This window comes from uncultured Gimesia sp., assembly GCF_963972345.1.
Lineage (GTDB): Bacteria > Planctomycetota > Planctomycetia > Planctomycetales > Planctomycetaceae > Gimesia.
Genome location: NZ_CAXAVM010000048.1, coordinates 1 through 12,370, shown reverse-complemented (window position 1 = coordinate 12,370; position 12,370 = coordinate 1). Strand labels below are relative to the sequence as shown.

The window sequence follows — 12,370 nt, the reverse complement described above, 5'->3', positions numbered from 1 at the left end:
GTAGGACTCTATTACGCAGACCTGATTTCATTAACCGTTAATATGTTTTTCCAGTTGCACGCGCAAATTTTCGCGTGCCCGTGATAACAATGATTTGACTGCCGCTTCCGAGAGCTTCATGGCAGTGCCGATATCGGCGTAACTCATGCCTTCAAATTTATGTAACAAGACCGCCATCTGCTGTCGTTCATTGAGGGTTTCCAATGCCTGACGCACCACGGCCTGGGTCTCTTTCAAACCGACCTGTCGCGTCGGCATCATTCCCGATTTTTCCATCAACAACTGCTCTTCCGGTCGAATTCCCAGCGGACCGGAATCCTGCGGACTGAGGGCCACCTCTTTGCGCCGACCTTTGTTCCGCCGCGAGTTGCTGGCCAGGTTATTGGCAATCCGAAACAGCCACGTGGAAAACTTCGCCTTGGGTTCATAGCTGGCACGAGACCGGTAAATCCGCAAAAAGACTTCCTGGGCCAGATCTTCCGCCGCTTCCTGATTTCCCAGCAGATGACAGAAAATCCCAACAATCCGGTCCTGGTAATTGGCTACCAGCTCAGTGAACGCACCTTCATCGCCGTCCCGGGCGCGCAACATCAATTGCACGTCTGGGTCGCGTAAGTAGGGTGAGTTCACGATTTCCGTTGTAACCACGACTGACTGCTGACTCCCATCTTTCGGGGTAAGGGACCCACCTGTACTAAACACGCGGCATCATAAAAAGTTTCTCACAGAGTTTGGGAGAAACCCGCTTTTTGTCTGTTTCCAAGCAGGATTGTAACCGTTATCGTCGCTAAACTTACAGGTTAACACAAGTAGCCGCCATTAGAAAATCCATTCCTGAACCGCATTCGCTCCTGTTAATTTCGTTGAACAGGTAGTCCGCAGATTTGTCACGGGTATGATAGAAACAGTCATGTCAGGACTGCACACCATCCCGATTTCTGCTTCCTGCTGACAAAAGGGCCCTCTGAGGAAGTTTTCATGACTTTAAATTCACTGCCTTTGAGTTATTGCACCAACGTGCATCCCGGGTTAACCGTCGCGGAAATCCTGCGCAAACTCGATGAGTTCACGCTGCCGATTCAACAGCAGTTAGGCGCCCCCCTGGCCGCCGGTCTGTGGCTGGCGGAACCCGTGATCAAGGAAATTCTCTCCAGCACTGATGGAATAGAAGGCTTCGCCCGGGAACTCCAGAAACGCGAGTTGACCTGCTACACAATGAATGCCTTCCCGTATGGCAACTTCCACAGTGAACGCGTCAAAGAAAATGTCTATCTCCCCGACTGGTCTCAACCGGAACGACTGGAATACACAAAAGGCTGCGCCCGGGTCCTGGCTGCTCTCCTGCCGGAAGACGTGGAAGGCAGCATCTCCACCGTGCCGCTCGGGTTTAAAAAGTTTGAACACGCGCCCGATTTCAGCAAAGTCTGTATTGAACAACTGATCGAACTGGCCACCTTTCTCAAACAGCTGAAAGAAGAGACCGGACGCACGATTCGCCTGGCGATTGAACCGGAACCGTTCTGCGTGATTGAATTCACGCATGAACTGATCGTCTTCTTCGAGCGGCTGTATGAACGTGCCGCCGAAAAACAGGTGCTGGGAACCGTACGCGAATACCTGGGTGCCTGCTACGATGTCTGTCATCAGGCGGTGGAATTTGAAGACATCCCCGGTTCGATCCGGCAGATCACCCACGCGGAAATCCGTATCAATAAAATTCATATTTCCAATGCCATCGAACTCGATCAGCCGGGCGAGAACGCCGCCGGCCGGGAATTACTGGCACAGTATGCGGAACCCCGTTATCTGCATCAGACAATCGGCAGTCTGCAGAACGGCGACCTGTATCGCATTGTAGACCTCAGTCGGGACTTCCTGCTGGATCCGGATCCCCGCCTGAAAGAAACCGAAAAACTGCGGGTGCATTTTCATGTTCCCGTCGATGCCCGGTCGCTGGGTCCGCTGGGTACAACCTACCGCGAGTTGCGGCAGGCGCTGGCTACCGTCAAAGAACTGGATTACGCCCCCCACCTCGAAGTCGAAACCTATACCTGGGAAGTCCTGCCCGGAGATCAGAAGCCTGCGCTGGTGGATGGATTAACGCGTGAACTGCAGGCGGCCCAGACCCTTTTGAATACACTTTAAGTAATGTGATTCCACCATGCGTGAACTATTACTCGAACTGGAAAAAGCGGTCCAACAGCAGCGTCCCGTCTGTTATACCTGCCTGGTCGAAACCCGTGGTTCCACTCCCCAGAAACCAGGCGCTGCCATGCTGATTTTCAGCGATGGTTCGCAGACCGGTACACTGGGAGGCGGCTGCGTGGAAGCAGAAGTCAAACGCCGGGCTTTGAGACTGATCGACGCAGAGACTCCTGAGATCATGACGTTTCAGCTCGATAATGACTACGGCTGGGATGACGGCCTGATCTGTGGTGGCCGTATGAAGGTCCTTGTGGATCCCGTCAGAACCGAACAGGATCTGAGCTATTACCGCAGCATGATCCAACTGCTGGAAACCGACCGGGGTTGCACGGAAGCGATTGTCATTCCACCCGAGTCCGCAGAGGGAACAAGTGAATCGGAGCGGATTCTGCCGGACCGGTTCCTGATAGACGCGGAAGCAAACATCATCGCCACACGGGGCAACCAGCAACCCCCGGCGCACCTGTTTGACGGTTTGAAACCGATTAAAAATCGGCCCCGACCTTACGTCAGTCAGGGCATTGCCTATCTGACCTTCCATCAGACCTGCCAGCTCGTGATTGTCGGCACTGGCCAGTGAGGTCGACTTCGATATTATCGCCGTCGATGATCGCCAGGAATACTGTAACGCCGAACGCTTCCCGACCGCAAAGCAGCTGATCGTGGGAACCTTTGATACGGCCCTCGGTCAACTGTCTGTCACGCCGGATACCTTTATCATCATCGTCACCCGCGGACACAATCATGACGAAGAGGCCCTGGGGCACCTGGCAGGCAGCGACGCACGCTACATCGGAATGATTGGCAGTAAACGCAAAGTGAAGCTGATCTTCGAGGACCTGCTGCGGCTGGGTACGCCACGCGAAGCACTCGCACAGGTGCATGCGCCACTCGGGTTTGATATCGGATCACAGACGGTGCCGGAAATCGCGATGAGTATTGTCGCCGAACTGATCGCATTTCGAAACCTGGATACGCTGCCGGAGGGCTACCAGCGATCCAGCCTGGTGGACGAAATCAAAGCACCGCACCCGGCCAGTTAACAGCGGACCGGGCAGGGGAGAACTTAATCGTCCCAGTCGTCGGGATCTTCGTATTCCTGTTCCTCAGCAGAGCGGACTTCATCGGTCTTGGCATCGCCTCGGCGGAATACGGCAACCACATCCTCAATTGGAACCACGAACAGCACATTGTCGGGTTCGAAATCTACGGGAATCGCTTCGCTGGGGTTGAACAGTACTTTATCGTATTTTTTCACCGGGAAATCGTCATCCCGGGCAATCTGCACGCTGATTTCCACAACGCGCCCGGTGATGTTCGGAATCTCGGCCTTATCGGGAAGGACAATCCCCCCCTTGGTCGTCTGGCGACTTTCGTCTTTACGAATGAGAATTCGCATTCCCAGAGGTTCAACCCAGTCAGACACTGACAATCTCCCCGTTTCTATTCCATTTATTTTCGATGTTTCAGAGCCCAGGCAGGTTTGCAGACTGTCCTCAGTCCAGCCTGCCTGCTCAGGTTAAAATAACCGGACTGCTCTATGGAATACAATAATAGTCCATGCCCACTCCGAAAAGAACCCCGAAAATGGCGACTGATATTCCGTTTACGTACGATTTGACGGGCAAAGCGGGCTGTTCCCCTGTCCTTTCAGTACCTGGAGTTCGTCAGCGGGAATTCCCCTCATGATGAAATCTTTCCGTTTTTACAGCATTTTTCAGTGCATTTTCAGATGCTGCGCGTTCTTCTATAGTTGATAAAATAACTTGTACATCTATAAAGAGAGTATAGAACGCACGAAACAAACTGATTCAGTGGATCGACTCTGATCCCGGTTTTTCATTACAACAGGAGACAGACATGGATAAGCAGAAAATGATTGCAAACCTCAATGAGGATCTGGCGAGTGAACTCGCTGCCATCATTCAATATACCACATACGCGGCGAAAGCGACCGGCCCTTACCGACCGCAGCTGACCCAGTTCTTCCTGGCGGAAGTCCCTGATGAACTGGCCCACGCGCAATACCTGGCCAATAAAATCGTCGCCCTCGGCGGAGAACCTGTGACTGTCGCCGGCAAAGTCGCTGAAGCACACAACAATCATGAAATGCTGGAAGCGGTCCTGGCAGCGGAAAAAGAAGCCACCGCCGGTTATACAAAACGCGCCAAGGAAGCAGAAGAATTTGGCGATAAAGGCATGGCCGTCCAGCTGGAAGACATGGTCCGCGATGAAAGCGGACACGCGGAAGAAGTAGAACGCATCCTGCGAGACTGGCCTTTATAATCGCAATCCAGTTAACGGACTCAAGACAGGTCAGTCAGTAGCAGTGCTGACTGACCTTTTTTCCTGGTCTTAACTGGGTGTCCCGAAGAAAAAGGGCAGTAGCTGATGCCCTTTCGGCAGCAGCAGATTACTCGCGCCTGCCGTAATTTCATCATAACTGCTGGCCTGGTCCGGGCGGACATTGGTGCCACAGATGGCAAAAGGGACATAGCCGTGGCTGTGAGTCTTGGTGCGCAGAAACGTCGGATGGTCCGGGCAGACCAGGATCCGGTAATCACCCTGTGATTTCAGATAGTCATGCACCGGCCCCACGATATGCTGATCGATATTTTCCAGCGCCTTGATCTTTTCTTCCACTTCCCCTTCATGCGAGGCTTCGTCGGTCGCCTCTACATGCACGACGACGAAATCCGTATTCTTCAGCGTCTCAATGGCGGCCCGCCCTTTGGCAGCATAATCCGTATCGATGTATCCAGTGGCCCCTTCGACTTCGATCACATCCCAGCCTAACAGGCGTCCCAGACCCCGCAGCAGATCGACGGCAGTAATCACGGCCCCCGTTTTTTCAAACTGCTCGAGAAACGGTTTCAAAGCCGGGCGACTGCCCTGTCCCCAGAGCCAGATCTGCGTTGCCGGCGGCTGACCGTCGGTGCGTTCCTGATTCTTTGCGGATTTCGTAAACAGTTTCTTACTCCGCTCCATCAGATCCAGCAGCAATTCACTTCCTCTGCCTGAAGGCAGGTCATGTTCGATCGGCTGATCGGTTAAATCATGGGGTGGAATCGTCGAGGTGCCTGCATCGAACGGCTGATCGTCGGCGTCGTTCGCACGGTAAATGAGCAGATTCCGATAACTGACCCCCTGGTGAAATTCCCACTGAGGCTCCTCTGCGGTCGCTTCCTGCAGGAGTGACACCAGCTCTTCACCCACCTCATTGGGGAGCTGCGACGCTGTGAAACTGGCCATGTTCCCATTTAAGATCGTCACAAAATTACAACGGATCGCCCAGTCATGAGGTCCCAGTTCAATCCCCTGTGCAGCCGCCTCAAGCGGTGCGCGCCCCGTGTGATAGACCAGCGGATCGTAACCAAACAGGCTCATCGTGCCCACATCGCTGCCGGAAGGCATGGAAGCGGGTACCGTATCAGTCCGGCCCAGAATACCTTCTGCAACAACAGCATCCATCCGGGGAACACGGGCCGCCTGCAGAGGAGTTTTACCCCCCAATGCATCCTGCGGTTCGTCCGCACAACCATCTGGAATCACGAGCACATATTTCATATCAGGTTACTTACTGTCAGGCGGGATCGGGAGATCTGGAAAAAGAGAACCGTTTTGTCCTCAATATCCTGAATTTTCGTCGTTCCTGCAAGTAATCTGAGTCAGGAAATGACCAGACAACCCTCGATCAAGCCTCTGTTGCGGATTCAGGGTCGGTCCCGGTTTTACCGGGGGGCAGGATCTGCTGTGACAAAGTCCTGCGGTGGCGTCATATCGGCGGTAATGACATCCCAGGATTCTCCCATTTCACGAAACTGATTGAAGTTCTTCGGCTGGTAGGAAAATTCCAGCTCCGGTGTTTTCATCAAAGCCTGGCCCTTTTCAAAACAGGAGTGCATGGCGGCATCCAGGGCGCCGGTCATCAGCAGCGTACGCTCACAAGGGTAGGGCTCTTCCTTGTGAACAAACAGATGTTGTATCGCATGCGAAAAGGCGCGGAACAGGTTACGGTTCCCCCACGGTCCCGGGAAGAACGTCGTCGCTTTCGGCTGTGCTTCGCCTTTCACCTGGCAGGCAAAGTTCCAGCGGACACCATTCGAACCGATTTTCAGCATCGTGGCGCGAAATCCATCCTTGTACTCCAGCAGAATACCATGCGGTTCTGGTGCCCCTTCCGAGCCGATCGGATCGAACAGACCCCGCTTTTTATCTCCCAGTTCCGCCTGCATGGCTGCTTCTGCCAGCTGCATGGACCAGCGTCCCTGGCGACCGGCTTTGATCAGATCATCGCCTTTGAGAAACTGAACCGTGGAAATCCCGGTTTCGCCTCCCTTGCGGAATTCGACCATCGACTGCAGTACTTCAAGTCCGTGAATATCGTATTTTTCAATCGGTCCCCCATGAATCGAGACGGCATCTTCCAGTTCCGTACCAGAGGGAATCTCGAGGGGAATCGTGCGTTGTGCCAGTGGAACCGAACTGCCGACCATCATCGGAAATTCGTACTTCCGCGAAGTATCGTACATCTCACGTGCCCAGTCCCAGCGATAAGAATAATGTTTGTCACTGAAGACCGGCACAAAGCGTTTTGATTTCTCCATGACCGCCACGATTTCATCAAAGAACCGTTTGCGGGGATATTTGGTCTGTCCGAATTTCGTATCAGGATAATCGCCATGCTCACCGATCGAAAGAACCGCGTCTACCGCGAGTTCGTCGCCGCCGAGAGTCAACGCATCCCCAATCGTCTTATAAAAGGGGATCTCATATTTTTTGGCAATCCCCCGGGAGAGATCTCGCTCCGTAAACTGATCCCCATAAAAAGAGACCACATCACACTGCGGTTCTTGTAGCTTACCGTTAAACAGATAGGGCCCTAAAAAGGGATGCAGAATATGGTAGGCATGCGACAGATAAAAGCACTGCGTATATATGGCGGCCACGCTCGGACGTTTGTTTTGATCGGCAGCCTGCAGCGACTGTTGCCGCCAGTTGAGACCCGCGTTACCTGCTATCGCAGCGGCTCCCAGTTTTAACAGATCACGGCGGGAGAGAACGGAATTAAGCGGCTCAGAAAATATATCCGTCATGGGGATGACTCCTGTGGTGGGCAGTACGAGGCGAGAATCTCCTGTGAGAGCGCATCGCATTTAACCATAGAGCCTCAACCTGGCATGTTCGATCCACGGGGACCTGGAGACGCTACAGCTAAAACGGGACACCCTCTCATCGTATCAAACAATGTTGATCTCTTCATCATTTTTTTGAGAGACCGCGACCATTTCTCACAGATTTTTTCAGGTACTTTGCGGGACCGGAAATAAAAAAACTGCGATGCAAAGCTCATTCACGGCTTCACATCGCAGTCAGATTCTTAAACGTATGCGTTGCTGAAATTATCGCATTTTCGCACAGATGGCTTCTGCCATCTCCTGAGTTCCAACGGCGGTCGGATCGTTCCGATCGTCTTTCAGGTCGTAGGTCACATCTTTACCTTCTTCGATTACGTCTGCCACTGCCTTGTCCAGTTTGGCAGCCGCTTCGTGTTCGCCCAGGTAATCCAGCATCATCTTACCTGAGAGGATCAGAGCGACCGGATTCACTTTATTCTGCCCTTTATACTTGGGAGCAGAACCGTGGGTTGCTTCAAAGATGGCTGCTTCTGTTCCGATGTTAGAACCAGGGGCAACACCCAGTCCGCCCACCAGGCCGGCACACAGGTCACTCAGAATGTCGCCGTACAGGTTGGATGTGACGAGTACGTCATACAGTTCCGGCTTTTGCACCAGCTGCATGCACATGTTGTCAATCAGGCGTTCGTTGTATTCAATGCTGCCGCCGCAGTCGGTGGCAATGCCTGCCAGCTTCGCATCGGGCTCGACGCCTTCTGCAAGTTCTTCCCATTCAAATTTGGCACCGTAAGATTTCGCGACAGCGCGGGTTTCATCATACCACAGCCCATCGGTGAACTTCATGATGTTTGCTTTGCAGATCGACGTTACGGACTTCCGCTTGTTATCGACGGCATATTTGAATGCATAGTTAGCGATATCGCGGGTCCCCTGGTATGACATCGGCTTAATACTGACGCCGGTCTCATCGAGGGGAGTGTTGATCTTTTTACCCGTGGCGAATTCATTGATGGTTTTGATCAGCTCGGCAGTTTTTTCCTGACCAGCCTGGAACTCGACGCCAGCATACAGGTCTTCCGTATTTTCCCGAACGACAACCAGATCGACATTTGATTCCGAGAAATAAGTCCGCACACCCTTGTAAGTTTTACAGGGGCGAATGCAGGCATACAGCCCCAGTTCCTGTCGCAGGAACACGTTCACACTGCGGAACCCTTTTCCGATGGGAGTGGTGATTGGCGCTTTCAGAGCAATTTTGTTTGCCCGCACCGATTCCATCACACGATCAGGTACGCCGCCTTCGGCTTCAATGACTTCGATTCCACATTCCTGAACATCCCAGTCGATTTTCACACCAGTGGCATCAACACATTTTCTGGTGGCCTCGGCGATCTCCGGACCAACTCCATCGCCCGGGATTAATGTGACTTTATACATCGTTTCCTCTAATACTTCTGACAAAAAGGGAATGCGACCAGGTTCTCAAGTGTTATGATTACCACGCTACGAGCCTGCTGACTCTTGAAACCAAAGGCCATACTGGTTGATACTGATTACTTAGCTCACAGACAAGCAGTGACCGTATCAAAACGGAAATCGCTTTTCAACTATACGCGATAGCAGACGCTTACTTTTCACACCAATCAGGGATTCTCCATGATCCAGCGTTTTTTCAGTAATTACCTGCTCAGACACCAGAACCGAGTCAACCAGATCCTGCACCTGGTGGGCGTCCCCCTCACTTTTGGAGGCCTGATCGGATTCGGTATCGCGGGACACTGGAATTATGCGGGAATTGCCTTTTGCGCAGGATACGCTTTACAGTTCCTGGGACACGCCATCGAGCAGAATGATGCCGGCGAACTCATTCTGATCAAGAAGCTATGCGGAAAACCCTACAGGGAATTCGGACCTCAAAGTCATTTTCAACAGAATTTTGACCAATCGTCAAAAAAGTCAAGTTGTAACGATTAAACAGCCGATACCGAATGTAGTGATTTTACCGAAAAGGCTGCCTGCCCGGCGATCCAGCGACAGTTTCGCGTGATGGCTGCCTTGCCCTCTTGGTGATTTCTCCCTGAAAGTACTATCGATTATGAACTTTAAGTGGTTATGTGCATACACTTTGTGTCCATAATCGTTGTTCATGTCTTGAAGGATAAAAACATGAACCTTCGCCAGAAGTTACACCAGTTTTTCTGTGGATGCCTGATTACCAGCCAGCTTGTCGGCTGTCATGGTCTGGGTACCGATACCGATCTTCATTATCTCGGAGACAAAGAACTCCAGTACTATGAGGATGTCGCCACGAAAATCGAATATCCGGCGGTCTACGAACAGACACCCGAAGAAATCACATTTTCCGGGAAACCGCGAACACTGACCGACCGTTCGCAGGATGAAATCTGGGATTTACCCCTGATGGACGCGATTCATCTGGGTCTGGCAAACAGTGAAGTCATCCGGGTTTCCGGTACGCTGGGAACCAACGGCAATGGCCTGTTAAATAATCCTGATGGTACGCCTACCATTTTCGATCCGTCTATCCAGGAAACCAACGTGCTGCTGGGTGGATCACGGGGTGTGGAAGCGGCACTGTCTGCATTTGATACGACCTTTACCGCCAACATGCTCTGGGGCCGCTCCGAACAGGTACAGAACAGCCCGTTCTTTGGTGGCGTTCCCGGTGGTACGCTCACACAGGAAACCGGTCAATTTCAGTCTGGCTTATCGAAAACATTTGCGAACGGCGGACAGTTTGCGCTGTCACATAACTGGAACTACACAGGCAGTAACGCCACCACTCAGCTGTTTCCCTCGATCTATTCCGGAAACGCGGGGCTGTCTTATCGCCAGCCGTTCCTCGCCGGTGCCGGCGTTGATTACACCCGAATTGCCGGGCCCATTGGTTCCGGTTTCACCGGGATTACCGGGGTCAGCCAGGGGGTCGTGATCGCCCGCATCAATAATGACCTGGTGCTTGCAGATTTTGAGAAGAATGTGCGAAACCTGGTTTCTGACATTGAAGAAAGCTACTGGCAACTCTATCTGGCATATCGTTTGTACGATACCCAGGTAGTCGCCCGGAACTCAGCCCTCCGCAGCTGGCGGGAAGCCCATGCTAAGCTGGAAGCCGGCGGTACCAGAAACTTCAAACCGGCTGATGAAGCACAGGCCAAAGACCGTCTGTTTGAAACCCAGTCACTGGTTCAGGCAACACGCAGCGATATCTACACCGCGGAAAGTCGTTTCCGTCGGCTCGTTGGTCTGCCGGTGAACGATGGAAAAATCATTCGACCGATCGATGATCCGATTGCCGCAGAATTTACTCCCGACTGGAGCATGAGTCTGACGGAAGCACTCGTCCATCGCGTTGAATTACGGAAACAGAAGTGGAATATCAAAAGCTTGGAATTTCAGAGAATGGCTGCCACCAGCCTGACAAAACCTCGTCTGGACTTCGTTTCCAGCTACCAGGTCAACGGATTTGGTGATCGTCTGCTGAGCCAGAAAAATACCGATGGCGTCACTTCCCAGGGTCTGCACAGTGCCTATGGAACCATGATGGATAATGATCAGGACAGCTGGACCCTTGGCTGGGAATTCAGTATGCCGCTCGGTTTCCGTTCCGCACATGCACAGGTGGAAAACCTCGAATTCCGTCTGTCGAAAGCCCGCGCTGTTCTCAAAGCGCAGGAAATGGATGTCAGCCAGGAACTGGCCATCACCTTCCAGGACCTGACCAAAAACTATGCGACCGCCCAATCCAACTTCAACCGCTGGCGTGCCGCCCGCAGACGTGTGGAATTGTTTGATGCGGAAGTTCAGGCAGGAACAACAACACTCGATACACTGTTACGTGCCCAGTCCTCACTGGCTGCTGCGGAAACGGAATACTACCGCTCGCTGGTTGCTTACAACGTCGCAATCAAGAACCTCCACAAATGGAAGGGTACTTTGCTGCAGCATAACAACGTGCATCTCATGGAAGGTGAATGGTCGCCGGTTGCCTATCAGCAGGCCGTCCGACGTGCCTGGGCCAGAACGCACGGAATCGATGCTCACAAACTGCGAAGCAAACCGGAACCATTCGTGGCAGACGGATACATCGGCGAAGTGGGTGTCATGCCCCCAGCCGAAGGCCAGTCATTCTCTTCCGAACAGGACGGGATGACACCTGAAATGCTGCCGGTTCCCGAACCGGAAATGGATCCGGGATATGCTCCACCGGCACCGGCCGCATCCGGCCAGCCGGCTGCACGTCTCGAACTGGATCAGGAACCGGTTCATCGAAATCCGTTTGCTCAAACGGACATTGAGAACGCAGTCAGGGTCGCATTGGAATCAGAACCGCCACAGTCGCAGACCGGTATCAAACGCATTTCCGCAGTACAGGAAGAGTTGCCGATTGCCGATACTGAGGAAAACATTGATATGGAACTACTGCCGGCTACCCGTTTTATTGAGTGAACCCCAGACAACGAATGTTCGCATTGTTCGGATCGTACAGCTTTCGCTGGCTGGGTATTCGACCCTTTGATTATTTGAATCGGCGTTTACCATTTTCAGTATGCAATGTCGTAAACACATGCTAGTTTTACACATAACTTTGGTTTGATTCATAGCAGTCTTTTGTTTCATTCCAGGTTGACGAGTATCGATGTCCATCTCCATCGATTGTTACTTCCGGATATTGAACTGCCGAATCGTTTACGAAATCTCTCTTTCGTATTGCGCTTCAGGCCGTCCAAGCTGAGTTTTCGGGATTGAACACCCGCCACTGACCAGGCCTGTGGAAAGCATACAAAAGATAATCAATGGTGGCTGGACGAATTCATCGTCTTCTGAGACTGATTGCGCTATTACAGTCGGGACGTGTTTACAACTCTGCACAACTTGCCAGCGAATGTGAAGTCAGTCGCAGGACCGTCTTCCGTGACCTGAATACACTTCAGGAATCCGGGATCTACGTTCTGTATGATGACGAGAAACAGGGATACTCGCTTCCCTGGAGGACCATCGTTCCG

12 protein-coding genes are annotated in these 12,370 nt (G+C 52.5%); 7 read left to right on the top strand and 5 right to left on the bottom strand.

Translation table 11 applies throughout. The features are described 5' to 3' along the window. Positions 1 to 30: 30 nt before the first annotated feature. Positions 31 to 648 (bottom strand): sigma-70 family RNA polymerase sigma factor, encoded by a 618-nt coding sequence (locus AACZ40_RS10540; protein WP_291173632.1) that lies wholly within the window; start codon positions 646 to 648, stop codon positions 31 to 33. Positions 649 to 978: 330 nt separating this feature from the next. On the opposite strand from AACZ40_RS10540, the gene eboE reads away from it, so the two are divergent. From eboE to AACZ40_RS10525, 3 genes are read left to right on the top strand one after another with little or no spacing between them, the layout of a single operon-like run. After that, on the top strand, positions 979 to 2,145 hold the full coding sequence (gene eboE / locus AACZ40_RS10535; protein WP_291173635.1) for a metabolite traffic protein EboE: 1,167 nt from the start codon (positions 979 to 981) through the stop codon (positions 2,143 to 2,145). 16 nt (positions 2,146 to 2,161) lie between these two features. Continuing rightward, positions 2,162 to 2,785, top strand: coding sequence for an XdhC family protein (locus tag AACZ40_RS10530; protein WP_339674396.1), 624 nt, complete (start codon positions 2,162 to 2,164; stop codon positions 2,783 to 2,785). Next, the gene (locus tag AACZ40_RS10525; protein ID WP_339674394.1) at positions 2,766 to 3,248 is read left to right on the top strand and encodes an XdhC family protein; all 483 of its coding nucleotides are present in this window, start codon (positions 2,766 to 2,768) and stop codon (positions 3,246 to 3,248) included. Before AACZ40_RS10530 ends, AACZ40_RS10525 begins: the two co-directional genes overlap by 20 nt. A gap of 23 nt (positions 3,249 to 3,271) precedes the next feature. Here the strand turns inward: AACZ40_RS10525 and AACZ40_RS10520 are convergent, their stop codons facing one another. After that, the gene (locus tag AACZ40_RS10520; RefSeq protein ID WP_291173638.1) at positions 3,272 to 3,631 is read right to left on the bottom strand and encodes a co-chaperone GroES; all 360 of its coding nucleotides are present in this window, start codon (positions 3,629 to 3,631) and stop codon (positions 3,272 to 3,274) included. Positions 3,632 to 4,065: 434 nt separating this feature from the next. On the opposite strand from AACZ40_RS10520, the gene AACZ40_RS10515 reads away from it, so the two are divergent. Next, entirely contained in the window at positions 4,066 to 4,491 is a 426-nt protein-coding gene (locus tag AACZ40_RS10515; RefSeq protein WP_291173641.1) for a ferritin-like domain-containing protein, read from the top strand. A gap of 69 nt (positions 4,492 to 4,560) precedes the next feature. On the opposite strand, the gene AACZ40_RS10510 is transcribed toward AACZ40_RS10515, so the two are convergent. From AACZ40_RS10510 to AACZ40_RS10500, 3 genes are all read right to left on the bottom strand, one after another. Then, positions 4,561 to 5,772: a cofactor-independent phosphoglycerate mutase gene (locus tag AACZ40_RS10510; RefSeq protein ID WP_291173644.1), complete on the bottom strand. Its 1,212-nt coding sequence runs from the start codon at positions 5,770 to 5,772 to the stop codon at positions 4,561 to 4,563. Positions 5,773 to 5,936: 164 nt separating this feature from the next. Then, a complete protein-coding gene (locus AACZ40_RS10505) occupies positions 5,937 to 7,301 on the bottom strand; it encodes a hypothetical protein (RefSeq protein ID WP_339674393.1) in 1,365 nt (454 codons plus the stop codon). 306 nt (positions 7,302 to 7,607) lie between these two features. Further along, complete coding sequence (locus tag AACZ40_RS10500; protein ID WP_291173649.1) at positions 7,608 to 8,780, bottom strand: isocitrate/isopropylmalate dehydrogenase family protein; 1,173 nt, start codon at positions 8,778 to 8,780, stop codon at positions 7,608 to 7,610. A gap of 219 nt (positions 8,781 to 8,999) precedes the next feature. Here AACZ40_RS10500 and AACZ40_RS10495 point away from each other — a divergent pair, with 219 nt between their 5' ends. The 3 genes from AACZ40_RS10495 to AACZ40_RS10485 all read left to right on the top strand — a co-directional run. Further along, positions 9,000 to 9,317: an Mpo1-like protein gene (locus AACZ40_RS10495; RefSeq protein WP_291173650.1), complete on the top strand. Its 318-nt coding sequence runs from the start codon at positions 9,000 to 9,002 to the stop codon at positions 9,315 to 9,317. Positions 9,318 to 9,509: 192 nt separating this feature from the next. After that, complete coding sequence (locus tag AACZ40_RS10490) at positions 9,510 to 11,813, top strand: TolC family protein (RefSeq protein ID WP_291173652.1); 2,304 nt, start codon at positions 9,510 to 9,512, stop codon at positions 11,811 to 11,813. A gap of 347 nt (positions 11,814 to 12,160) precedes the next feature. Continuing rightward, positions 12,161 to 12,370 (top strand): HTH domain-containing protein (locus tag AACZ40_RS10485; RefSeq protein ID WP_339674389.1); only part of this gene is annotated, 210 nt, incomplete at its 3' end.